This is a genomic window from Wenjunlia tyrosinilytica (assembly GCF_014646055.1).
Classification (GTDB): Bacteria; Actinomycetota; Actinomycetes; order Streptomycetales; family Streptomycetaceae; genus Wenjunlia; species Wenjunlia tyrosinilytica.
Window position 1 is genome coordinate 120,377 of record NZ_BMMS01000003.1, and the last position, 22,055, is coordinate 142,431.

Below are 22,055 nucleotides of genomic sequence, written 5' to 3' on the forward strand. Positions count from 1 at the left end.
GACACGGTCGCCTCCCCTCTCTATCGTTCGTTCGAACGAACAGGTCCTCGGGAGGCTACTCGTATGCGCATCACCGGAACAACCGTCCTGCTCACCGGGGTCACCGGCGGCATCGGCCGGACGATCGCCCGGGACCTCGCGCGAAAGGGGGCGAAGTTGGTGATCTCCGGGCGGCGCCCCGAGGCTCTTGGGCCGATCGCCGCCGAGCTCGGCGCCCGCGCCGTCACCGCCGATCTGGCCGACGCCGACCAGGTGGCCCACCTCGCCGAGGCCTGCGGGGACGCCGACATCCTCATCGCCAACGCCGCTCTGCCCTCCAGCGGCGACCTGCTCGACTACACGCCTGGCCAGGTGGACCGGGCGCTGACCGTGAATCTGCGGGCCCCGGTCATGCTCGCCCGCCTGCTCGCGCCACGCATGGTGGACGCGGGACGCGGCCATGTGGTGTTCGTCGGCTCGATCTCCGGAAAGGCCGCCAGCAAGTCCTCGTCCCTGTACACCTCGACCAAGTTCGGGCTGCGCGGCTTCGCCCATGGCTTCCGCCAGGACCTGCACGGCACGGGGGTCGGGGTCTCCCTCGTCCAGCCCGGATTCGTCCGTGACGCGGGGATGTTCGCGGCCACGGGCGCGACCCCGCCCGGCGGTGTGCGCACGGTCTCCCCCGAGCAGGTGGCGGCGGGCGTCATCCGGGCCATCGAGCGGGACCTGTGCGAAGTCAACGTCGCCCCGCTGGAGTTGAGGCTGCTGAGCGCGATTGCCGGGCAGTTCCCGGCATTCGCCGCGATGGTGCAGCGCCGCTCGGGCGCGGAGCGCACCATCGGCCGGATCGTGGAAGCCCAACGCGAAAGCCGCTGACGACGCACCGCCTCAGCATGGCGCACGTCGCAGCGTGGCGCACCGCCTCGGACGCGGCGCACCGCCTCAGACCTCCCGCGCCGCCAGTGCCGCCTCGCCCGCGGCCCGCATCGCCGCCAGGGGGGCCGGGGACCGGCCCGTCATCAGTTCCACCTGGAGCACCGCCTGGTGGACCAGCAGGTCGAGTCCCCCCACGACCGCTGCCCCGCGCGCCGACCAGGCGGCGGCCAGCGCCGTGGGCCACGGCTCGTAGAGGACGTCGAACAGCGCGCCGGGGCGCTCCGGCACCGCGTGCGCCAACTCGTCCGTCGTGCCCGCCGGGGTGGTGGAGACGACCAGCTCCGCCGAGAACGCCCGCGCCGCGCGGGACCACTCCTCGGTGCGCACGGTGACCCCCAGCCGCTCCCCCATGGCCCGCATCTGCTCGGCCCTGGCCTCGCCGCGCACGTACGCGGTCACCTCGCCGCGGCAGATCCGCGAGAGCGCGGCCAGTGCCGAGGAGGCCGTGGCGCCCGCGCCCAGGACGGCGGCCGACGCGACCTCGTCCACCCCTCGTTCACGCAGCGCCGAGACCATGCCCGGGACATCGGTGTTGTCCCCTACTTTGCGCCCGTCGGGGGTGAAGACCACCGTGTTCACGGCGTCCACCGACGCGGCGACGGGGCCGATCCCGTCCAGCAGCGGCATGATCGCGCGCTTGAGCGGCATGGTCAGCGACAGGCCGGCCCATCGCTCCTGCTCGGCCTCGAGCCCCTTGACGAACGCGGGCAGCGCGGCCTCGTCCACCTCGAACCGGTCGTACCGCCAGCCGTCGAGCCCGAGGGCCTCGTAGGCGGCGCGGTGGAGCACCGGGGAGAGGGAGTGGGCGATGGGCGAGCCCAGGACCGCCGCCCGCTTTGCGTCTGCCATCGTGCCGTCAGCCGTCCTTGTGCTCTTTCTGGTACTTGTTGAACTCGGCCACGTTCTTGTCGTGGACCGCCTGGTCGTTCGTGAAGCGGGTGTCCCCCGGCCTCACGGTGACGAAGTAGACCCAGTTGCCCTTCGTGGGGTTCAGCGCGGCCTCGATAGCCTGGTGGCCGGGGTTGCCGATGGGTCCGGGCGGAAGCCCCTTGACCTTGTACGTGTTGTAGGGGCTGTCGAGCTGCGTCTCGCCCTCGGTGGTGTCCAGCGTGCTGCGGTTGAGGGCGTAGTTGATGGTGGAGTCCATCTGCAGCAGGCCATGGGTCGCCTCGGTGTCCAGGCGGTTGTACATCACCCGGGCGACCTTGCCGAAGTCCTTGTCCTCCTTGGCCTCGGCCTGCACGATGCTCGCCAGCACGATCACCTCGTACGGCGACCTGTCGACCGCCTTGGAGGCGTCGGCCAGTCCGTCGCGGCGGTACTCCTTGTCGGCCTGCTTGACCATCTGCTTGACCAGGTCGAGCGGCTTGGTGTTCTTGCCGACGGTGTAGCGCGAGGGGAACAGGAAGCCCTCGGGGTTGCCCTTGGCGTAGTCGGGCAGGCCCAGATCGGCGTCCTTGACGGCGTCGCGGGTCTCGCCGGCCTTCAGCCCGAGCTTCTTGTCGATCGCCTCGTAGATCTTGGAGGCACGCAGGCCCTCCGGGATGATCAGGGCGTTGAGGCTGGCCGGGTCGGTCATCACCTTGACGGCGGAGCCCGCCGACATCTTCTTGTGCATGGGGTACACCCCCGCCTGGATGCTCTTGCCGTCGGCCGCCTCCACGAAGGCCTTGGTGCTCTTGACCACGCCCGCGCGGACCAGGATGTCGCCCATGTCGGACAGGCTCGCCCCGTCCGGGATCTCGACCTGGACGTCTCCCGTGCCCGCCCCGGAGAAATCGGGCGGCGGGCCGAAGTGCGACTGCCAGAACTGGTAGCCCACATAGCCCACGCCCGAGACGGCGCCGCCGAGGACCAGTACGACGACCAGGCAGGCCATGCCGCTGCGGCGGGGTCTGGTCTTCTGCTTGGGCCCTCGGCCGCGCCGGTCCTGGCGCGAGGACCGCTCGTCCGGCTCGTCGTCCCAGTCGCCGTCCGGGTCGTCGTGTCCGCGCGCGAAGAACGCGTGGTCGTCGTCCTCCTCGCCGTCCATGGGCGGCTGCTGGGGATCGGCGTGCGGCTCGGTCCGCGTGGCCTGCGGCTCCTGGCCGTAGTCCTGCCCGCCGTAGGGGTCGTAGGGCTCGGCCCCGGCGAACGGGTCCTGGCCCTGGTGGGCGGGGTCCTGGTGCCGGCCCGGGTCCTGGTAGGTCCCCTGCGGTCCCTGGCCGTGGGGATCCTGCCGTCCGTAAGGGTCCTGCTGGCCCTGGCCGTAGGGATCCTGCTGCCCCTGACCGTAGGGATCGGGCTGGCCCTGGCCGTAGGGGTCCGGCTGTCCTTGGCCGTACGGATCGGGCTGGTTCCGGCCGTAGGGGTCCGGCTGGCCCGGGCCGTAACGATCCGGCCGGCCCTGGCCGTAGGGGTCCGGTTGGCCGTACGGATCGGGCTGGCCGTAGGGGTCCGGATGGACGTACGGATCCGGCTGACCGTAGGGGTCCGGCCGTCCGTACGGGTCCTGCTGGCCGTAGGGATCGTGTCCGTAGCCGTGGTGGTCGGGCTGCTGGTACGGGTCGCCCTGGGGGCGGCCGTACGGGTCACCGGAGCCCTGGTAGGAGCCCTCCCACTGCGCGGCCTGGGCCCCCTGCTGAGCGCGCGGCGCAGCGCCGTAACCGTCCCAACCCCCCGTAGGCGTCCCGTGCCCGGCCCAGTCGGGGTCCGTGAGCGGATCCCCTGGGTACCACGGATCGGAACCGGAGCCCCGGCCAAGGTCAGTCATCTATCCCCTATCACCGGGACGGCGGCGCTGCACGATCCAGGCTCCTGGACTCGCCTCAGGGTTCGAACGAGCGCCCTAACGGGCTGCCACATCCCGCGGAACGTTACCGTACCGCGATCAGACAACCACTTCGACGCACTCCCCAGGAGTAGTACCGGAGACCCGTTCGGTCTCGAGGGCGCTCTGCAGGATGACGACCGCGGCCGCCTGGTCGACGACGGACCGGCCCTTCTTGCTCCGCACACCCGAGGCCCGCAGGCCATGGGTGGCGGTGACGGTGGTCATGCGCTCGTCCACCAGCCGTACGGGGACGGGCGCCACGAGCTTCGCCACGTCCTGGGCGAAGGCTCTGACCTTCGCCGCGGCCGGCCCCTCGCGCCCGTTCAGGGAGCGCGGAAGGCCGACCACGACCTCGATCACTTCGTACTCGGCGGCGATCTCCGCGATGCGGGCCCGGTCGCCCCGGCCCGCCCGCACGGTCTCCACGGGAGTGGCGAGCAGGCCGTCGGGGTCGCAGGAGGCGACCCCGATCCTGGCGTCGCCGACGTCCACGCCGATCCGCCGCCCGCGGCGCATCAGGCGGCCCGCTCCGCGACGAGGCGCTCGACGGCGCCCACGGCCTCGTCCACGGCGGACGGGTCGCTGCCGCCGCCCTGGGCCACGTCGTCCTTGCCGCCACCGCCGCCGCCGAGGGTCTTGGCGGCGGTGCGCACCAGCTCACCGGCCTTGATGCCGCGCTCGCGGGCGGCCTCGTTGGTGGCGACGACGACGAGCGGACGGCCGTTGGCCACGGTGAAGACGGCGACGACCGCCGGGCGGCCGCCGGTGACGCGGTTGCGGACGTCGAGGACGAGCTTGCGCAGGTCGTCGGCGCCGGCGCCGTCGGCCACCCGGGCGGCGACCAGCGCCACCCCGTGCACGTCCCGCGCCTGCTCGGCGAGGCTGCCCGCGGCCTGGAGGACCTTCTCCGCGCGGAACTTCTCGATCTCCTTCTCGGCGTCCTTCAGCTTGGCCAGCAGACCGGAGATCCGCTCGGGCAGTTCCTCGGGGCGGCCCTTGACGATGTCGGTCAGCCGGGAGACGACCGTGTGCTCGCGGGCGAGGAAGTTGTAGGCGTCCACGCCGACGAGCGCCTCGACCCGTCGCACCCCCGAGCCGATGGAGGACTCGCCGAGCAGCTTGACCAGGCCGAGCTGGGCGGTGTTGTGCACGTGCGTGCCGCCGCACAGCTCCTTGGAGAAGTCGCCGATGGTGACCACACGCACCCGGTCGCCGTACTTCTCGCCGAACTCCGCGATCGCGCCCTGCTTCTTCGCCTCGTCCATGCTCATGACCTCGGCGGTCACATCGAGCTCGCGGGCGAGCACCTCGTTGATCTTCTGCTCGACATCGCCGAGCACCGTGCCGGGAACGGCGGACGGGGAGCCGAAGTCGAAGCGGAAGCGGCCGGGAGAGTTCTCCGAGCCCGCCTGGGCCGCCGTCGGGCCGAGGGCGTCGCGCAGGGCCTGGTGGGTCAGGTGCGTGGCGCTGTGGGCACGGGCGATGGCGCGTCGGCGGCCGGTGTCGATCTGCGCCCAGGCTCCGGCGCCGACGGTGACCTCGCCGACCTGGACGACGCCCTTGTGCACGCTGACGCCGGGGACCGGCTGCTGGACGTCGCGGACGTCGATCACCGCGCCGGAGTCGATCCTGATCCGGCCGGTGTCGGCGAGCTGGCCGCCTCCCTCGGCGTAGAACGGGGTGCGGTCGAGGACGACCTCCACCTCGTCGCCCTCGTGGGCGGCCGGGGAGGGCAGGCCGTCGACGAGCAGGCCCACCACGCTGGCCTCGCCCTCGAGGTCGGTGTAGCCGGTGAAGACGGTCTGCCCGGCCTCGTCGGCGATGCCCCGGTACGAGGTGAGGTCGGCGTGCCCCATCTTCTTGGCCAGGGCGTCGGCCTTGGCCCGGTCCCGCTGCTCCTTCATCAGGCGGCGGAAGCCCTCCTCGTCGACGGACAGGCCCTGCTCGGCCGCCATCTCGAGGGTCAGGTCGATCGGGAAGCCCCAGGTGTCGTGGAGCAGGAACGCCTTGTCGCCGGGCAGGACGTCGCTGCCGGACTTCCTGGCCTCGTTCACCGCGCCGTCGAGGATCGTGGTGCCGGTCTTGAGCGTCTGGAGGAAGGAGGCCTCCTCCGCCAGGGCGACGGTCTCGACGCGCTTGCGGTCCTCGATCAGCTCGGGGTACTGCTCGCCCATCGTCCCGATGACGGTGTCGACGAGCTCGCCGACGACCGGCTGCGTGGCACCGAGCAGGCGCATGTTGCGGATGGCTCGGCGCATGATGCGGCGCAGCACGTAGCCGCGGCCCTCGTTGCCGGGGGTGACCCCGTCGCCGATGAGCATCACCGAGGTGCGGATGTGGTCGGCGACCACGCGCAGCGACACGTCCGAGCGCTCGTCGGCGCCGTAGCGGACGCCGGTCAGCCCGGTGGCCTTGTCGATGACCACCCGAAGGGTGTCGGTCTCGTACATGTTCCGCACGCCCTGAAGGATCATCGCGAGGCGTTCGAGGCCGAGGCCGGTGTCGATGTTCTGGGCGGGCAGGTCGCCGAGGATGGGGAAGTCCTCCTTGCCGACCCCCTCGCCGCGCTCGTACTGCATGAAGACCAGGTTCCAGATCTCCACGTACCGCTCGTCGTTGACGGCGGGGCCGCCCTCCTGCCCGAACTCGGGGCCGCGGTCGTAGTTGATCTCGGAGCACGGACCGCAGGGGCCGGGGACGCCCATGGACCAGAAGTTGGGACCCATGCCCAGGCGCTGGATGCGCTCGGCGGGCACGCCGATGACGTCGCGCCAGATGCGCTCCGCCTCGTCGTCCTCCTTGTAGACGGTGATCCAGAGCCGGTCTGGCTCCAGCCCGTAGCCGCCTCCCGCGACGGGAGTCGTCAGCAGCTCCCACGCCAGCTTGATGGCGCCTTCCTTGAAGTAGTCGCCGAATGAGAAGTTGCCGCACATCTGGAAGAACGTGCCGTGGCGCGTGGTCTTGCCGACCTCTTCGATGTCGGGGGTGCGTACGCACTTCTGCACGCTGGTGGCGCGCGCGAAGGGCGGCTTGACCTCGCCGAGGAAGTAGGGCTTGAAGGGGACCATGCCGGCCGGGACCAGCAACAGGGTGGGGTCGTCGGCGATGAGCGATGCCGACGGCACGACGGTGTGCCCGCGCTCCTCGAAGAAGCGCAGCCAGCGGCGGCGGATCTCTGCCGACTCCATCAGTGGTCGTCCTTCCGGTTGTACGCGTTGCCCGAGCGCTGTCCAGGCAGTGCCTGGTCCGGCGCCGCGGGGAAGCCGCGGTGGTAGTCCCGGCCGGTGCGGCCGGGGGTCTTCTTGAGCTCTGCCTCGCGCTCGGCCATGCCGGTGCGCACGTCCTGCGCGAATCGGCGGACCTGGCCGCCGAGGTCGGCCGCCCGGCCGACCGCGGTCTCCGCGATCCCCTCGGGGGTGAGCTTGCGGGCTGCCCGGTTGACCTTGGTGGTACCCCAGGTGCCGATGGCGATTCCGGCGACGAGCCAGAAGAGGCGGCGGAACATGTGTCGTGTCAGCCCTTCGATCCGCGGACCCGGCTCGCGTCGTCCGTCCGGCCCTTCGACGTCCGGCTCCGGCCGGCCGCCCGGCGTACGCCGTAGCCGAACGCGGCGACCTTGGCCAGGGGTACTCCGATGGCCTCCTGGACGGCACCCGACAGCGCCGAGGCGTTGGCGGCGACCTCCTCGGCGTCGGCGGTGATCGCGTCGACGCGGTCCAGCTGGACACCGGTCCTGCGCAGGGTGGTCGCGGCCTCGCCCAGCAGCGGGACGGTCTGGTCGGCGACCCCGGCGACGAGCCGGGTGGTCTCCCGCAGGGCTCTGGCGAGCCGGACCAGCACGACGGCGAGGAAGGCCACGAGGATCGCCCAGAACACGGCGACGATCAGCCCCGCAACCTCTCCACCGGACACCTTGCGCGCTCCCTCGATGACGTCGGTCGGCCGCCCGGACCCGGTCGGTCGCCCCGGCGGGACCTTCGGGAACCGCGGGGTGCGGCGGTTGCGCACGCACGGCCGGCAGGGTCCGACCCTATCGCGCCGGGCCGGTGGATCCGTACCGCATTTGGCCTGGGGCCCACGGGCTCGCCGCGGCGATCGGCACCACGGGCGCGGAAAGCGCACGCAGGGGGTTTGTACGGCGCGTGCGGCCGCAAGTACGCTCTGTGAGCAATGTGCGCTCATGCCTCGACCCGCGATGCCCCGGCCGTCTGCCGCCGCCCCGGAAACCTCCCTGCGGAACTCAACCGCTTCATCGGCCGCGGTCCCGAACTGGCCGAGGTCGACGCGCTGATGCGCGGCGCCCGGCTGGTGACGCTGACCGGGCCCGGCGGGGTGGGCAAGACCAGACTGGCACTGCGCGCGGCCGCCGCCGCCAAGGACCGGTTCCACGACGGTGTCTGGCTGGTGGACCTGTCCGTGCTGCGGGATCCGGAGCTGCTGGGGCATGCCGCCGCCGAGGCGCTGGGGCTCGCCGACCGCACCACGCGCACTCCCCGCGAAGCGCTCGCGGAGCACCTGGCGGGGCTGGAGTCGCTGCTCGTTCTCGACACGTGCGAGCACCTGGTGGAGGCATGCGCCGACCTCGTCGCGGAACTCCTGCGCCGGGCACCGCGCCTGAGGGTGCTGGCGACGAGCCGCCAGCCGCTGAGGGTGTGCGGGGAGCACTCCTTCACCGTGCCGCCGCTGCCGGTGGCGCAGGACTGCGGGCGGCCGGTCGCCGACGCGGTGGAGCTGTTCGTGGAACGGGCTCGCGCGGTCGTCCCGGGACTGACCGTGAACGACCGCGAACGGGCCCGGATCGCGGAGCTGTGCCGCCGCCTCGACGGGATCCCGCTGGCGCTCGAACTCGCGGCGGGACGGATGCGCGCTCTGTCGGTGGAGCAGTTGCTGGAGCGCCTCGACGACCGGTTCCGGCTGCTGACGGGCGGCAGCCGGTCCGCGCAGCCGCACCACCGGGCGCTGCGCACGGCGATCGGCTGGAGCCACGAGCTGTGCTCCCCGGCCGAACGGCTGCTGTGGGCTCGCCTGTCGGTCTTCGCCGGGGGTTTCGACCTGGAGGCGGCGGAGTACGTGTGCGCCTGCGTGGAACTGCCCGCCCAGGATGTGCTGGACGTGGTGGGTGAGCTGGTCGCCAAGTCGATCGCGGTGCGCGAGGAGGGACCGGCCGGTGTCCGGTACCGGCTGCTGGACACCGTTCGCGAGTACGGCGCCAACTGGCTGGCCGTCACCGGTGACGCCGAGCGCGTCCAGCGGCGGCACCGGGACTGGTACCTGGGCCTGGCGACATGGGGCGAGGTGGACTGGTTCGGCCCGCGGCAGGTCGAGGTGGCCGCGCGGATCGAGCGCGACTTCCCCAATATGCGGGTGGCGCTGGAGTACAGCCTCACGACGCCGGACGAGGCGCACCTGTGCCAGTACATGGCCGGCACGCTCTGGTTCTACTGGGTCGGCTGCGGGCGGCTGGCGGAGGGCCTGCACTGGCTCACCCGGGCGCTGGAGGTGGACGGCCGCCACTACCGGGCGAGGGCGAAGGCGCTGTGGGTGGCCGGGTACGTGGCGATCCTGCGCGGGGAGACCGTGCGCGCCACGGATCTGCTCCACGAGTGCGAGGCCCGCGCGCTGCACGAGGGCGACCCGGTGGCCGCGGCGTACGCGCTGCACCGGCTGGGCTGCCTGGCGCTGGTGACCGACGACATGGCGCGCGCCGAGGAGCTGATCCGGGAGGCGCTGCACGAGTACCGGGCGATGGGCGAGCTCAACAGCAATGTGATCATGGCGCAGAACGAGCTGGCGATGGCGGTCGCCTTCCAGGGCCGCCTGGACGAGGCGGTGGCGCTGTGCGACGACGTGCGCGAGGTGTGCCGGGACCACGGCGAGCGGTGGGCGCTGGCGTACGCGCTCTATGTGCTGGGGCACTCGGCGTGGGCGTCGGGGGATCTGCCCCGGGCCCGGGCGCTGGTGAGGGAGTGCCTGGACATCAGCCACTCGTTCCGCGACCTGGTGGGCATCGTGCTCGCCGTGGAGCTGCTGGCCCAGGTCACCGAGGGCGAGGGGCACGCCGGGGAGGCGGCGGTGCTGCTGGGGGCGGCGAGCCGCATATGGAACACGGTGGGCCTGCCGCTGTTCGGCTGCCGGCACTTCAAGGGGCCCCATGTGCTGTGCGAGCAGCGGCTGCGGGCACGGCTCGGGGAGAGCGCCTACGAGGAGGCGTTCGCCCGCGGCAGGAGCCTGGGCCTCGACGATGTCGTGGCCGGTGCCGGGCAGCGGCGCGGCGGTCCGCAGCGGCCGCCGGACCCGGAGCGGGCCCCGGCCGCCGACCAGGAGGGCATCCCGGCCCAGTACGGCGGCGAGCCCGCCGTCTCCCCGCCGACCGGCACGGCCGACTGACCGGCACGGCCGACTGGTCGGTACGGCCGACTGACCGGCACGGCCGACTGACCGGCACGGCCGACTGGTCGGTACGGCCGACTGACCGGCGCGGCCGACTGACCGGCCTGCGCGGTCGGCCGGGAGCGGACGACCGGGGACTGCGGGCTCGCGTCGCGGCGCCGGGCGCCCCGCGGGGCGGGACGCGTCAGCGGGCGTAGTACTCGACGACCAGCTGCTCGTCGCAGATCACCGGGATCTCGCGGCGGTTGGGTTCGCGGTCCAGGCGGAAGGCCAGCGCCTTGAGGTTGACCTCGAGGTAGCGCGGGGTCTCGCCCTCACCGGCGTAGCCGCCCTCGCGGGCCACCTGGAACGGGTGCTTGTCGCGGCTGCGCTCACGCACCGTCACGACGTCGCCGGGGCGTACACGGAACGACGGGCGGTCGACCTTGCGGCCGTTGACCTCGATGTGGCCGTGCACGACCATCTGCCGGGACTGGTAGACGGTCCGGGCGATCCCGGAACGCAGGACGAGCGCGTCCAGACGGCGCTCGAGCTCGATGATCAGCGCTTCGCCGGTCTTGCCTTCGACCTTCCGAGCGCGGTCGTAGGCACGGCTCATCTGCGTCTCGCTGATGTCGTACTGAGCGCGCAGACGCTGCTTCTCCAGCAGGCGGACCTTGTAGTCACTGCTCTGCTTGCGGCCGCGACCGTGCTGTCCCGGCGGGTACGGGCGCGCCTCGAAGTACTTGACGGCCTTCGGGGTCAGCGGGATGCCCAGCGCGCGGGACTTGCGGACCTTGGGTCGCGATTGGTTCACGTTCTTCGAACCTCCGTGTAAGTTAGGTGAGGCTTACCTTAGCGGAGGAGATCGCATGTTTCGACCCGGGAGCCCCACGCCCATGACCGACGACGCCACCGGGGCGGCGGATCACGCGGATCACAGGGAGTCGGGTCAGCCGCGCCCTCAGGCAGAAGGAAGCGTCCGGTCGCCGTCGGCGGCCGAACGCGCACGAACCCTCGTCGAGGGTAACTCGTCCGCGGGTCTGGACATTCCCGGCTGTGAGTACCGCGATCCCACCGGCGCCCTGCCCGCGGCGCGGGCCGTGCTGCCCGACGGGGATGTGCTTCTCCTGATGCCGGGCGACTCCCCCGCCGCCCGCTTCGCCGCCCACGCGCAGGACGACGACCTGGCCTGTGTGCTGGAAATCACGGACGTGGCACCGGTCGCCGTGGCCCACCGCATCCGGGGCAGGGCGTGGGTCGCGGGCTGGCTGACCCCCGTGCGCGGGGACGACCGGGAGACGGGCCTGGCGCTTCTGGAGCGCCCGGTGGAGCCCGACCCGCGCTGGACGCTGCTGCGGCTGGAGGTCGGCGAGGTCCTGGTGGACGACCTGTGGGGCGCCGAGCACGTGGAGCCCGAGGAGTTCGCGCGGGCGGCACCCGACCCCCTGGCGGGGTACGAGGCCGAGCTCCTCCAGCACCTGGCGGCGGCCCACGGGGACCAGATGCGCCGCCTGTGCTCCCTCCTGGGCGAGGACGCCCCGTCCTGCTCCGGCGGGCGAAGGCCTCTGATGGCGGCCCCCCTGTCCCTGGACCGCTTCGGCCTGCGAGTCCGCTTCACCGGCGAGGGCCCCGCATTCGACGCCCGCTTCGACTTCCCCGAGCCGGTCACGTGCCACGAGGACCTCCGCCGAGCGATGCACCGCCTCTTCGAGGCAGCCGAGCGCTGAGGGCACCGGCACCGTGCCGAAGGCCCGCCCGACCCGCACCGTGCCGAAGGCCCGCCCGACCCGCGCCGTGCCGAAGCCGCCCGACCGGCACCGTGGCGAAGGCCCGCCCGACCGGGCCCGGCGGCCCCGGCCGTCCGCCGCTACTTGGACGCGCTCTCCGGTTCGTCGTCGGAGCGGCCCGAGAGGCGGTGCCTGACTCTTTCCACCACGTCCGCGTAGCGGGCTTCGGCGCCGTAGCGGGTGGGGTGGTAGTAGCGGCGGCCATGGATCTCGTCGGGGGCGTACTGCTGGGCGGCCACCGCGCCGGGGATGTCATGCGGATACTGATAGCCGCTGCCGTGGCCGAGCTTGGCGGCGCCCTGGTAGTGGGCGTCGCGCAGATGGGCCGGAACGGGGCCGGCCAGGCCCTTGCGGATGTCGGCCAGCGCCGCGTCCACGGCCAGATAGGCGGCGTTGGACTTCGGCGCGAGCGCCAGCGCGATCGTGGCCTGGGAGAGCGCTATGCGGGCCTCGGGGAAGCCGATCATCTGCACGGCCTGGGCGGCGGCCACGGCGGTCTGCAGCGCCGTCGGATCGGCCATGCCGACGTCCTCACTGGCCGAGATCATCAGCCGCCGCGCGATGAACCGCGGGTCCTCCCCCGCGTCGATCATCCGCGCGAGGTAGTGCAGCGCCGCGTCCACGTCCGAGCCGCGGATCGACTTGATCAGGGCGCTGGCCACGTCGTAGTGCTGGTCGCCCGCCCGGTCGTACTTGACCGCCGCGCGGTCGACCGCCGCCTCCAGCGTGGCCAGGGTGACCTCGGCCTCCCCCTTGGCCAGCGCCGAGCCCGCCCCGGCCTCCAGTGCGGTCAGCGCCCGCCTGGCGTCACCGCCCGCGATCCGCAGAAGGTGCGCCTCGGCGTCCTCGGCGAGCGTCACCTCGCCGTCCAGACCCCGAGGATCCTCCAGCGCCCGCCGCACCAGCCCCCTGATGTCCTCGTCGGTCAGCGACTCCAGCGTCAGCAGCAGCGAGCGGGACAGCAGCGGGGAGATCACCGAGAAGTAGGGGTTCTCCGTGGTGGCCGCGACGAGCGTCACCCAGCGGTTCTCCACCGCGGGCAGCAGGGAGTCCTGCTGCGCCTTGCTGAAGCGGTGGATCTCGTCCAGGAAGAGCACGGTCTCCCGCGCGTATCCCCCGGACTCGCGCTTGGCCGACTCGATGACCGCGCGGACCTCCTTCACCCCCGCCGTGATGGCCGACAGCTCGACGAAGCGGCGGTTGGTGGCATGGCTGACCACATAGGCGAGCGTGGTCTTTCCCGTGCCGGGTGGTCCCCACAGGATCACCGACGACGGGCCCGCGGGCCCTCCCGAGGACTGGGCGGCCACCAGGCGGCGCAGGGGCGAGCCCTCCCCCAGCAGCCGCTGCTGCCCCACCACCTCGTCCAGGGTGCGCGGACGCATCCGGACGGCCAGGGGCCTCAGTCCGGGCTCCTTCTCCGCTCGCTCCTCTGCGGCTGCGGTGAACAGGTCGGGCTCCACGTCGGGAAGCCTATGCCACCCCACCGACAGCGCCCCCTGCACCGCCCGCAGCCCTCACCCGGGCCCGGGCGACCCCCGGGCCCGGCCGCCGCCCGCCGCGGGGCCGGCCGCCCGGCCTACAGCAGCGTCTTCCAGTACGACCAGAAGCGCGTGAGGATCAGCATCGCGATCACCAGGTACCAGGTGAGCACGACCACCCAGTGGAACTCCAGAACCGCGTCCAGCGCCTTGCGCCCGCCCGCGGGCAGCGGGATCACCCCGCGCTTGAGGCTGTGCAGCGTCACATACACGAACATCGGGATCGTGGCCGCCCAGGCCACCATGCAGTAGGGGCACAGGGCGCCGATGCGGTACAGCGACTGGAAGACCAGCCAGTGGATGAAGCCGACGCCGAAGGTGGCGCCGAGCTGCACGCCGACCCAGAACCACCGCTGGAAGCGCGCCCCCGCCAGCAGCGCCACGCCCACCGCCATGACGACCGCGTACCCGGCCAGGCCCATGAACATATTGGGGAAGCCGAAGGCCGATGCCTGCCAGGTCTTCATCACAGAGCCGCAGCTCAGGACCGGGTTGAGGCTGCAGCTGGGGACATAGCTCGGGTCCTCGAGCAGCTTGATCTTCTCGATGCTGAGGACGAACGCCGCGGCGAGCCCGACGGCTCCGGTGACCACCAGCAACCAGGCGAGGGCACGCCCGGCGCCGACGGTGCCGTCACTCCCGTCGGTCCTGTCGGTTTCGCGTTGGTCCTGGCCGCCGCGGGCCCTGTCGAGCTCTGAGATCGTCATCACGCCGTTCCGTGTCCATGCGGGGTCCGGTAGCACTCCCCAGTACAACGATCCCACCCCCGCCCAGGTGCCGGAGACGCAGGGGTCGCTCATATGTCCAGATTTCCGCCCTGTTCCCGCCACGAGCAGGAACCTATGATTTCGACGGGGTGATGCCGATGCACCTGAGTCCGCGGCAGGTCCAGATCTTTTCACTGATCGTCGAAGGCTGTGGCGACAAGGAGATCGCGCAGCGGCTGGGAATGTCCGCGAGAACCGTTGATTCACATCTTCAAAGACTCTACGACCGGCACGGATTGCACAGCAGGGCCGCTATTGTGGCGAAATGGATACTGGAGGGCGGAGTTCCGGAAACGGCGACGACGGACCTCGTGTGAAAAGGGCCGGCCGGAAATCCGGTCGGCCCCTCATTTCCGGCACGGCACCCATTTCCGGCACGGCACCCCGGCCGCCGGGCTCAGCACAGCACCATCACGGTGGCCTGGACGAAGGCGTCGTCCCGGTACGCCTCCATCACGCGCGCGAACGCCTCCTCGGGGCTGCGCGGCGCCGGCGCCGGCCCCTCCACGCTGAACTCCCGCTCCCCCTCGAGCGCCGCCTTCACCTGCTCGCCGGGGCAGTGCACTCCCCGGTTCGTGACCAGGACATCGGTGATCTGCGTGACCAGGGCGCCGAGTCGGCTCTCCTCCCAGCGGGCCACCGTGCCGTCGGTGTCCTCCACGGAGAACCGCTCGAAGACGCGGACCTCGGCGCGGCTGTCCCCCTGGACCATCAGCATGTAGACGCGGCGCCGCACAAGTTCGGCGGGCAGTGCCGCGAGGTTCGCCGCCACCGTGCCCGGAGCGCCGAGGAAGCTGTGGGACTGGCAGTCCCACGCCGCGGTCTTGCAGGCCATGGCTGTCGGGTGGCCGACGTCCCGTCGCGCACCGGCCGTCCCAGTGGGCATGGTTTTCGCCTCCTCCGGTATCACGGTCAGGATCTCGGATTCACGGAACGCTGCCAGACATTAGTCACGGCGGGCGCCCCGGTCGAGATGGGGATTCACCCGACAGCGCGATGCCCGAGCCGGAACCCCGGTATGCCGGAATGGTATGACCCAGCTGCCGTGGATCATTGACGGCGTGCTTCGCGCCTCCCGAGGATTGGCATCGACCCGATGGAGGCAGCCCCGTGAAGGCAGCAGCCCTATGAAGGCATTGGCCCGCTACCGGTCCGCCCTCGCCTTTCCCGGTGTCCCACGGGTAATGGCCGCCGCGTTCCTCTGCCGGCTTCTCGCCGGCATGGTGAGCCTGTCCCTCCTGCTGGTGGCCGAGGAGGCCACCGGAGGGTACGCCGGAGCGGGATCCGTGGCGGGCGCGTACGCCGTCGCGCTCGCCTTCACCTCGCCGCTGTGGGGGCGCGTGGCCGACCGGCACGGGCCGCGCACGACCCTGGCCTGCGCAACGTCGCTGCAGTCGGTCGCGTTCGGGCTGTGCGTGCTCGCCGCCGCCACCCATGCCTGGGTGCCCCTGCTGACCGCGACCGCGTTTCTCGCCGGGGCCTGCACCCCTCCGACCGCCGCCGTCTCCGACGCGGTCTTCATGGCGGTGGTGCCCGACGAGGACTCCCGCAGGGCGCTGTTCGCGATGGCGGGACTGCTCACCGAGGCCGTCTTCGTCGTGGGCCCGCTCGTGGTGGCCGGTGTCGTCGCCCTCTTCCCCGCCGTCTGCGCGGTCGCCGTGACCGCGACCGTCTCGGCCGCGGGCACCTGGTGGCTGCGCGGGGCCGCCGCGGTGCGCCTGGTGGACCGCGAGCGCCCCTGCCGCTCGGACACGGGCTCCAGGATGCGCTGGAACGGCGACCGGCTGCACATCATGCTGGTCGTGGCCGTCGCCGCGTTCGCGATCGGCGCGCTCCAGGTGTCCGTCGTCGCCCGCGCCGGCCAACTGGGCGTGAGCGCCGGAGTGTTCCTCGCCGCGCTGGCCCTGGGAGGCGTGCTCGGCAGCTTCCTGTACGGCGGCTCGCGCCCCCGTGCCTCGCTGCCCGCCCAACTCGCCCTGGCGCTCGCTCTGTACGGCCTGTGCATCCTCGCCCTGGGGACCGGCCCCGGAACGGCGGTCAGCGCCGTCCTGCTCCTGCTCGTCGGAGCCGCCAACGGCCCCGCGGACGCCGTCGAGACCCTGCTCGTCGGCGAGTACACCCCGCCCGCCGCTCACGCGCGGGCGTTCTCCGTCCTGGTCGCCGCCAACTGGGTCGGCTTCGCCGCGGGCAGCGCCGCCGCGGGCGCGGTGGTGGAGCACCTGTCCGTCGGCGCCGGCTGCGCGACGGCGGCGGCCGCCGCGCTGGCAGCCGCCGTGTCGATGGCCGTCAGGGTCCGTAGTGCCGCCCGGCCGCCCGCAGAAGCTCGACCATCGAGGCCACCGCGGGCACCCGGCGGCCGCCGTCGGGACACGCCAGGTAGATCCGCCGCCGCGGGATCTCGTCGTCCAGATGCATGAGGGTGATGTCGGGCCGCGCGCTGAGGCGGGCCAGCGCCGGGAAGAGCATCACCCCGGCCCCCGAGGCCACCAGGCCCTGCTTTCCCGTCCAGTCGTCGCACCTGATGCCGACGGAGGGGATACGGCCGAAAGAGCCGAGCAGCCCGTCGAGCGGTCCCAGGCAGTCCGGGTGCGCCCCGTCGATCCAGGTGTCGTCGAGCAGGTCCGACAGCCGCACCCTGCGGTTGGCCAGCGGATGGGTCTCGGGCAGGGCGAGGAGCAACTCGTCCTCGGTCAGCGGGATGAGCTCCACCCCGTCCAGGTCCTGTCCGTGCAGATCCCACTCGGTGACCAGCGCCAGGTCCAGCTCGCCGTCCCGCAGCGCCGTCAGATGCTCCTCCGGGTCCGTGGTGGGGACCAGCGGCTTGGCCGCACGCGGGTGGCGGCGCAGGTACTCGCGTATCGCCTGGGGCAGGAGCACGGTATTGGCGCTGCTGAACGAGCCGATGCGCAGCCCCGTCCCACCCGCGTCGGTGAGCATCGCCAGCTGTCTCTCCGCCCGTGAGAGGCGGTCGATCATATTGCGGGCGTGCGAGACGAGCAGTTCCCCGACCGGGGTCAGGCGTGCGCCGTTGGGCGTGCGCACGACGAGCCGGGCGCCGGCCTGTCGCTCCAGCGCCGCGATCTGACGGGACACGGCGGGCTGGGTGCAGCACAGCGCCGCGGCCGCGCTCGTCATGGAGCCGTGCTCGGCCACGGCCACGAGGGCCCGCAGCCGACCGAAGTCAAGCATGAGCAGAGCGTATATCCCCAGGGCGGGGCAATGGTGGGCGTTCGGGATCTCCGTCTCGAGTCCTGGCTGAGCGGCCCTGGATCCGCCCCCTTCCGCGGTGGGCCGGCGGGCGGGCCGGACCTAGCGTGGAAGGCATGCCGAACCCGAGCGCCGGGGCGCCCGATGCCGCCCTCCACGCCTTCCGCGGGCCGCCGCGCACGGTCGCCGAGTGCCTGTACGCGCTGCCGCGCCATGTGGTGGAGGGACGGGTGTGCGCCCTCCTCCTCCAGGGGGCGGGGGCGGCAAGGGTTCACCTGCTCGAACGAGTCGCCGCCGACGACGCCCGGGGCCCCGTGGCGGTGTGGGAGGGCACGGCCCTGGGGACGCTCCCTAGCCGCGTGGCCGCCCTGCTGGGGACGGACACCCCGGAGGTGACGAACGCCGTCCGCGCCGCCCTGCGCGCCCACGGCGAGTACCACGACCTGGGCACCGTCCCCTGCCCGCCCTCCCCCCGCGGCGCCTTCGGCCACCCGATGACCGCCTTCGCCCGGGCAGGAGAAGTAACCGCGTTCGTCGTCGCGGCGACCTGAGGCATCAGGACAACGGGCGAGGCCCCGGCGGGATCTCTCCTGCCGGGGCCTCGCCCATGTCGTGCCCCTGTGCGGTACGCCCGCGCCCGCGCCGCGCGCGCCACGCGCCCGCGCCCTGAGGCGCTGTCAGGCGCTCGGCTCCTCGGCGCTCTTCGGCTGGGCGTCCACGCCGGCCTCGCGGCGCTGCGCCGGGGTGATCGGCGTCGGCGCGCCGGTCAGCGGGTCGCCGCCGTTGCTCGTCTTCGGGAAGGCGATCACGTCGCGGATGGAGTCCACGCCCGCCAGGAGCGCCACCAGGCGGTCCAGGCCGAGGGCGATGCCGCCGTGCGGCGGCGGGCCGTAGTTGAACGCCTCGAGCAGGAAGCCGAACTGCGACTTGGCCTCCTCCTCGGACAGGCCGATCGCCTCGAACGCCCTCTGCTGGACGTCCCGCTGGTGGATACGGATCGAGCCGCCGCCGATCTCGGAGCCGTTGAGCACCAGGTCGTAGGCGTTGGACAGGGCGTTCGCCTGGTCCTTGTCGAAGGTGTCCAGGCTCTCCGGGGTGGGCGCCGTGAACGGGTGGTGGATCGCCGTCCAGCCGATCTGGTTGCCCTTGTCGTCCTCGACGGGCTCGAACATCGGGAAGTCGACGACCCAGAGGAACTCCCACTTCGACTCGTCGATCAGGCCGCGGCGGCGGCCGATCTCGAGACGGGCGGCGCCCAGCAGCTCCAGCGACGGGGTGCGGGGTCCGGCGGCGAAGAAGATCGCGTCGCCCTTGCCGGCCCCGGCCGCCTCGGAGAGCCCGGCCAGGTGCTCCTCGGAGAGGTTCTTGGCGACCGGGCCGCGCAGCTCGCCGGTCTCGGCGTCCACCAGCACGTACGCCAGGCCCCTGGCGCCGCGGGACTTCGCCCAGTCCTGCCAGGCGTCGAGCTCCTTGCGGGTCTGCGCGGCGCCGCCCGGCATGACGACCGCGCCGACGTGCTCGGCCTGGAAGACCCGGAACGAGGTGCCCTCGAAGTACCCGGTGAGGTCGACCAGCTCCTGGCCGAAGCGCACATCCGGCTTGTCCGAGCCGTAGCGGGCCATGGCGTCGGCGTAGGAGATGCGCGGCAGCGGCCGCGGGAGCTCGTACCCGAGCACGTCCTTCCAGACCCGGGCGACGACCTGCTCGCCGATGTCGAGCACGTCCTCCTGCTCGACGAAGGACATCTCGACGTCGAGCTGGGTGAACTCGGGCTGCCGGTCGGCGCGGAAGTCCTCGTCCCGGAAGCACCGGGCGATCTGGTAGTAGCGCTCCATGCCGGCCACCATCAGCAGCTGCTTGAACAGCTGCGGGGACTGCGGCAGGGCGTACCAGTGGCCCTGCTGGAGGCGGACCGGCACCAGGAAGTCGCGGGCGCCCTCGGGGGTGGAGCGGGTCAGGTACGGCGTCTCGACGTCGAGGAAGCCGTTCTCCTCCATGACCGTGCGGATGACGTGGCTGACGCGCGAGCGCAGGCGCAGCGCCCTGGCCGGTCCCTCGCGGCGCAGGTCGAGGTAGCGGTACTTCAGCCGCACCTCCTCGTTGACCGATCCCGGCTCGTACTCGGCGACCGGGAACGGCAACGGGGCGGCCTCGGAGAGCACCTGGAGGTCGGAGACGACGACCTCGACGGCGCCGGTCGGGATGTCCGGGTTCTCATTGCCCTCGGGGCGCACCCGCACATCGCCGGTGACGAGCACGCAGTACTCCGCGCGCAGGCCGTGGACGGAGTCCAGGTCCCGCACCACGACCTGGACCGTGCCGGAGCCGTCGCGCAGATCGATGAACGCGACCCCGCCGTGGTCCCGGCGCCGGGCGACCCACCCGGCGAGAGTCACGGTGGTGCCGGCGTCGCTCGCGCGGAGCGAACCGGCGTCATGGGTGCGGATCACTGCAGCTTCTCCTTGATCGTGGTGGTGAGGGCGTCGAGGGCGACCGGTCCCTGGTCCCCGCTCCCGAGGTCCTTGAGCTGGACGGCGCCTTCGGCGAGGTCCCGCTCGCCGGCGACGAGGGCGAAGCGCGCGCCCGAGCGGTTGGCGGACTTCATGGCGTTCTTCAGTCCCTTGCCGCCGAACGCGAAGTCGGCCCGCACTCCTGCACGGCGCAGCTCGGTGACGGCGCCGAACAGCACCCGCCGGGCCTCGTCGCCGAGGGGGACGGCGAAGACGTCCGGGCGGGCGGGGGGCGTGAGCTCGACGCCCTCGGCCTTGAGGGCGAGGACGGTCCGGTCGACGCCGAGCGCCCAGCCGACCGACGGCAGCGAGGGGCCGCCGATCATCTCGGACAGGCCGTCGTAGCGTCCGCCGCCGCCGACCGCGGACTGCGAGCCGAGGCCGTCGTGGACGAACTCGAACGTGGTGCGGGTGTAGTAGTCGAGGCCGCGCACGAGCTTGGGGTCGTCCTCGAAGTCCGCGCCGGCCGCGGTCAGGAGCTCGCGCACCTGCTCGTGGTAGGACTTGCACGCCTCGCACAGGTGGTCGCGCATCATGGGGGCGCCGACGAGCTGCTTCTGCACGGCCTCGCGCTTGTCGTCGAGGACCCGCAGGGGATTGATGTCGACGCGGCGGCGGGTGTCCTCGTCGAGGTCGAGGCCGCGCAGGAAGTCCTGGAGGGCGGCCCGGTAGGCGGGGCGGCACTCCTGGTCACCGAGGCTGTTCAGCAGCAGGCGGAAGTTCCGCAGGCCGAGCGAGCGGTACGCGTCGACGGCCAGGATGATCAGCTCGGCGTCCAGCACCGGGTCCTCGGCGCCGATCGCCTCGGCGCCGACCTGGGAGAACTGCCGGTAGCGGCCCGCCTGCGGGCGCTCGTAGCGGTAGTAGGAGCCGGAGTACCAGAGCTTGACCGGCAGATTGCCCAGGCGGTGCAGATTGGCCTGGAGCGCGGCGCGCAGCACGGAGGCGGTGCCCTCGGGGCGCAGCGCGAGGTCGGTGCCGCCCTTGGTGGTGAAGGCGTACATCTCCTTGGTGACGATGTCGGTGGACTCGCCGACCCCGCGGGAGAACAGGCCCGTGTGCTCGAACGCGGGGGTCTCGATGTAGCCGTACCCGGCACGCCGCAGGGGCGCGGACAGCGCCTCACGGACGGCGTTGAAGGTGTCGGAGTCCGGCGGGATCAGGTCGTAGGTGCCCTTGGGGGCTTCGAAGCTGCTCACGGTGGAAGAGTCGTCACAATCCTCGTCGCGGGGCCGCCGGTTCGGCAGCGCCCTCGCCCGCCTGCGCCACCTGCCGGAGGAAGGGGTTGGTGGCGCGTTCGCGGCCGATGCTGGTCTGGGGGCCGTGTCCGGACAGGACCACGGTCGAGTCGTCCAGGGGCAGGCACACTCGGGCCAGCGACTGGAGGATCTCGGCGTGGTCGCCGCCGGGGAGATCCGTGCGTCCGATGGAGCCGGCGAAGAGCAGGTCGCCCGAGAAGAACACCGAGGGGATGTCACCGCCCTCGGGCAGCCGGAACGTCACCGACCCCTTGGTATGCCCGGGCGCGTGGGCGACGGAGAACTCCAGGCCCGCCAGGTCGAGCGTGCCGCCGTCCTCGAGCTCCTTGACGTCGCTCGGCTCGCCCACGGTCAGCTCGCCGAGGAGCTGCGCGCCGAAGGCCCTGCCGAGGGCCTTCTCGGGGTCGCTCATCATGTACCGGTCCTCGGGGTGGATCCAGGCCGGGACGTCGTGCGCCCCGCACACCGGGACCACGGAGGCGACATGGTCGATGTGCCCGTGGGTGAGGATGACGGCGGCGGGCTTGAGCCGGTGCTCCCGGATCAGCTCCTGGACGCCGTCGGTGGCCTGGTGGCCCGGGTCGATGATCACGCACTCCTCACCCGCGGCGGGGGCGACCAGGTAGCAATTGGTCCCCCAGGCCCCTGCGGGGAACCCGGCAATGAGCACGTTCGTCCTCAGATCGTCGGTGGAGGTTTCGGCTCGTACGAGACTACCGGCGCCGCCGGGCCGATCGCGAACCAGTTGGGTCCGGATCGGGTGGCTCTCTCCTACACTGTGCGCCTGACCGGCCCACGGGATCGGGCTGGGCCGGCGCACAGGATCGCGCCGCACATCGGGCGGCACAGCGGGGAACGGCTCCGCGCGGACGCACGAACGGGAGG

The 22,055-nt window shown here is 72.4% G+C and carries 19 protein-coding genes and 1 pseudogene; 6 read left to right on the top strand and 14 right to left on the bottom strand.

What is annotated here, in order from left to right; genetic code table 11:
- The first annotated feature begins 63 nt into the window (after positions 1–63).
- Positions 64–855, top strand: a complete 792-nt coding sequence (locus IEY86_RS04380; RefSeq protein WP_189130167.1) for an SDR family NAD(P)-dependent oxidoreductase — start codon at positions 64–66, stop codon at positions 853–855.
- A 66-nt stretch (positions 856–921) separates the two neighbouring features.
- Here the strand turns inward: IEY86_RS04380 and IEY86_RS04385 are convergent, their stop codons facing one another.
- From IEY86_RS04385 to IEY86_RS04410, 6 genes are all read right to left on the bottom strand, one after another.
- A complete protein-coding gene (locus IEY86_RS04385) occupies positions 922–1,764 on the bottom strand; it encodes a shikimate dehydrogenase (protein ID WP_189130168.1) in 843 nt (280 codons plus the stop codon).
- 7 nt (positions 1,765–1,771) lie between these two features.
- The gene (gene mltG / locus IEY86_RS04390) at positions 1,772–3,667 is read right to left on the bottom strand and encodes an endolytic transglycosylase MltG (RefSeq protein ID WP_189130169.1); all 1,896 of its coding nucleotides are present in this window, start codon (positions 3,665–3,667) and stop codon (positions 1,772–1,774) included.
- A 117-nt stretch (positions 3,668–3,784) separates the two neighbouring features.
- The gene (ruvX, locus tag IEY86_RS04395) at positions 3,785–4,243 is read right to left on the bottom strand and encodes a Holliday junction resolvase RuvX (RefSeq protein ID WP_189130170.1); all 459 of its coding nucleotides are present in this window, start codon (positions 4,241–4,243) and stop codon (positions 3,785–3,787) included.
- Entirely contained in the window at positions 4,243–6,915 is a 2,673-nt protein-coding gene (alaS, locus tag IEY86_RS04400) for an alanine--tRNA ligase (RefSeq protein WP_189130171.1), read from the bottom strand. The genes ruvX and alaS overlap by 1 nt, the downstream gene beginning before the upstream one ends.
- Positions 6,915–7,232 (bottom strand): DUF6167 family protein, encoded by a 318-nt coding sequence (locus IEY86_RS04405; protein WP_189130172.1) that lies wholly within the window; start codon positions 7,230–7,232, stop codon positions 6,915–6,917. The genes alaS and IEY86_RS04405 overlap by 1 nt, the downstream gene beginning before the upstream one ends.
- 8 nt (positions 7,233–7,240) lie before the next feature.
- Positions 7,241–7,639, bottom strand: coding sequence for a DUF948 domain-containing protein (locus tag IEY86_RS04410; RefSeq protein WP_189130173.1), 399 nt, complete (start codon positions 7,637–7,639; stop codon positions 7,241–7,243).
- A gap of 258 nt (positions 7,640–7,897) precedes the next feature.
- On the opposite strand from IEY86_RS04410, the gene IEY86_RS04415 reads away from it, so the two are divergent.
- Positions 7,898–10,114: an ATP-binding protein gene (locus IEY86_RS04415; protein ID WP_189130174.1), complete on the top strand. Its 2,217-nt coding sequence runs from the start codon at positions 7,898–7,900 to the stop codon at positions 10,112–10,114.
- Between the two features lie 187 nt (positions 10,115–10,301).
- Here the strand turns inward: IEY86_RS04415 and rpsD are convergent, their stop codons facing one another.
- Positions 10,302–10,913: a 30S ribosomal protein S4 gene (gene rpsD, locus IEY86_RS04420; protein WP_189130175.1), complete on the bottom strand. Its 612-nt coding sequence runs from the start codon at positions 10,911–10,913 to the stop codon at positions 10,302–10,304.
- Positions 10,914–10,968: 55 nt separating this feature from the next.
- Between rpsD and IEY86_RS04425 the strand changes: the two genes are divergently transcribed.
- Positions 10,969–11,826 carry a DUF2470 domain-containing protein gene (locus IEY86_RS04425; RefSeq protein ID WP_189130176.1) on the top strand — a complete coding sequence of 286 codons (858 nt, stop codon included), beginning with the start codon at positions 10,969–10,971 and terminating at the stop codon, positions 11,824–11,826.
- 140 nt (positions 11,827–11,966) lie between these two features.
- On the opposite strand, the gene IEY86_RS04430 is transcribed toward IEY86_RS04425, so the two are convergent.
- Together IEY86_RS04430 and IEY86_RS04435 are read right to left on the bottom strand one after the other, a co-directional pair.
- On the bottom strand, positions 11,967–13,349 hold the full coding sequence (locus tag IEY86_RS04430) for a replication-associated recombination protein A (RefSeq protein ID WP_189130177.1): 1,383 nt from the start codon (positions 13,347–13,349) through the stop codon (positions 11,967–11,969).
- Positions 13,350–13,465: 116 nt separating this feature from the next.
- Positions 13,466–14,134 carry a vitamin K epoxide reductase family protein gene (locus IEY86_RS04435; protein WP_189130178.1) on the bottom strand — a complete coding sequence of 223 codons (669 nt, stop codon included), beginning with the start codon at positions 14,132–14,134 and terminating at the stop codon, positions 13,466–13,468.
- Positions 14,135–14,286: 152 nt separating this feature from the next.
- Here IEY86_RS04435 and IEY86_RS04440 point away from each other — a divergent pair, with 152 nt between their 5' ends.
- Positions 14,287–14,511: a response regulator transcription factor gene (locus tag IEY86_RS04440; RefSeq protein WP_229698149.1), complete on the top strand. Its 225-nt coding sequence runs from the start codon at positions 14,287–14,289 to the stop codon at positions 14,509–14,511.
- Positions 14,512–14,591: 80 nt separating this feature from the next.
- Here the strand turns inward: IEY86_RS04440 and IEY86_RS04445 are convergent, their stop codons facing one another.
- Positions 14,592–15,080 carry a hypothetical protein gene (locus IEY86_RS04445; RefSeq protein WP_189130179.1) on the bottom strand — a complete coding sequence of 163 codons (489 nt, stop codon included), beginning with the start codon at positions 15,078–15,080 and terminating at the stop codon, positions 14,592–14,594.
- Between the two features lie 298 nt (positions 15,081–15,378).
- Here IEY86_RS04445 and IEY86_RS36170 point away from each other — a divergent pair.
- Positions 15,379–16,431 (top strand): annotated as a pseudogene (locus tag IEY86_RS36170) (MFS transporter); the annotation flags it as partial.
- A 49-nt stretch (positions 16,432–16,480) separates the two neighbouring features.
- Here IEY86_RS36170 and IEY86_RS04450 read toward each other — a convergent pair.
- Positions 16,481–17,383 carry a LysR family transcriptional regulator gene (locus IEY86_RS04450; RefSeq protein WP_189130180.1) on the bottom strand — a complete coding sequence of 301 codons (903 nt, stop codon included), beginning with the start codon at positions 17,381–17,383 and terminating at the stop codon, positions 16,481–16,483.
- A gap of 134 nt (positions 17,384–17,517) precedes the next feature.
- Between IEY86_RS04450 and IEY86_RS04455 the strand changes: the two genes are divergently transcribed.
- Positions 17,518–17,952, top strand: coding sequence for a hypothetical protein (locus tag IEY86_RS04455; protein WP_189130181.1), 435 nt, complete (start codon positions 17,518–17,520; stop codon positions 17,950–17,952).
- 126 nt (positions 17,953–18,078) lie between these two features.
- On the opposite strand, the gene aspS is transcribed toward IEY86_RS04455, so the two are convergent.
- Genes aspS through IEY86_RS04470 form a run of 3 tightly spaced genes read right to left on the bottom strand, consistent with a single transcriptional unit; the run spans position 18,079 to position 21,840 of the window.
- Positions 18,079–19,851 carry an aspartate--tRNA ligase gene (aspS, locus tag IEY86_RS04460; protein ID WP_189130182.1) on the bottom strand — a complete coding sequence of 591 codons (1,773 nt, stop codon included), beginning with the start codon at positions 19,849–19,851 and terminating at the stop codon, positions 18,079–18,081.
- Positions 19,848–21,110, bottom strand: coding sequence for a histidine--tRNA ligase (gene hisS / locus IEY86_RS04465; RefSeq protein WP_189130183.1), 1,263 nt, complete (start codon positions 21,108–21,110; stop codon positions 19,848–19,850). The genes aspS and hisS overlap by 4 nt, the downstream gene beginning before the upstream one ends.
- Before the next feature lie 13 nt (positions 21,111–21,123).
- Positions 21,124–21,840, bottom strand: a complete 717-nt coding sequence (locus IEY86_RS04470) for an MBL fold metallo-hydrolase (RefSeq protein WP_189130184.1) — start codon at positions 21,838–21,840, stop codon at positions 21,124–21,126.
- Between the last annotated feature and the right edge of the window lie 215 nt (positions 21,841–22,055).

Coding starts and splice junctions, on each gene's coding strand:
- IEY86_RS04380 (WP_189130167.1), top strand. CDS start 64: ATGCGCATCACCGGAACAACCGTCCTGCTCACCGGGGTCACCGGCGGC.
- IEY86_RS04385 (WP_189130168.1), bottom strand. CDS start 1,764: ATGGCAGACGCAAAGCGGGCGGCGGTCCTGGGCTCGCCCATCGCCCAC.
- mltG (WP_189130169.1), bottom strand. CDS start 3,667: ATGACTGACCTTGGCCGGGGCTCCGGTTCCGATCCGTGGTACCCAGGG.
- ruvX (WP_189130170.1), bottom strand. CDS start 4,243: ATGCGCCGCGGGCGGCGGATCGGCGTGGACGTCGGCGACGCCAGGATC.
- alaS (WP_189130171.1), bottom strand. CDS start 6,915: ATGGAGTCGGCAGAGATCCGCCGCCGCTGGCTGCGCTTCTTCGAGGAG.
- IEY86_RS04405 (WP_189130172.1), bottom strand. CDS start 7,232: ATGTTCCGCCGCCTCTTCTGGCTCGTCGCCGGAATCGCCATCGGCACC.
- IEY86_RS04415 (WP_189130174.1), top strand. CDS start 7,898: ATGTGCGCTCATGCCTCGACCCGCGATGCCCCGGCCGTCTGCCGCCGC.
- IEY86_RS04425 (WP_189130176.1), top strand. CDS start 10,969: ATGTTTCGACCCGGGAGCCCCACGCCCATGACCGACGACGCCACCGGG.
- IEY86_RS04435 (WP_189130178.1), bottom strand. CDS start 14,134: ATGACGATCTCAGAGCTCGACAGGGCCCGCGGCGGCCAGGACCAACGC.
- IEY86_RS04440 (WP_229698149.1), top strand. CDS start 14,287: ATGCCGATGCACCTGAGTCCGCGGCAGGTCCAGATCTTTTCACTGATC.
- IEY86_RS04445 (WP_189130179.1), bottom strand. CDS start 15,080: ATGCCCACTGGGACGGCCGGTGCGCGACGGGACGTCGGCCACCCGACA.
- IEY86_RS04450 (WP_189130180.1), bottom strand. CDS start 17,383: ATGCTTGACTTCGGTCGGCTGCGGGCCCTCGTGGCCGTGGCCGAGCAC.
- IEY86_RS04455 (WP_189130181.1), top strand. CDS start 17,518: ATGCCGAACCCGAGCGCCGGGGCGCCCGATGCCGCCCTCCACGCCTTC.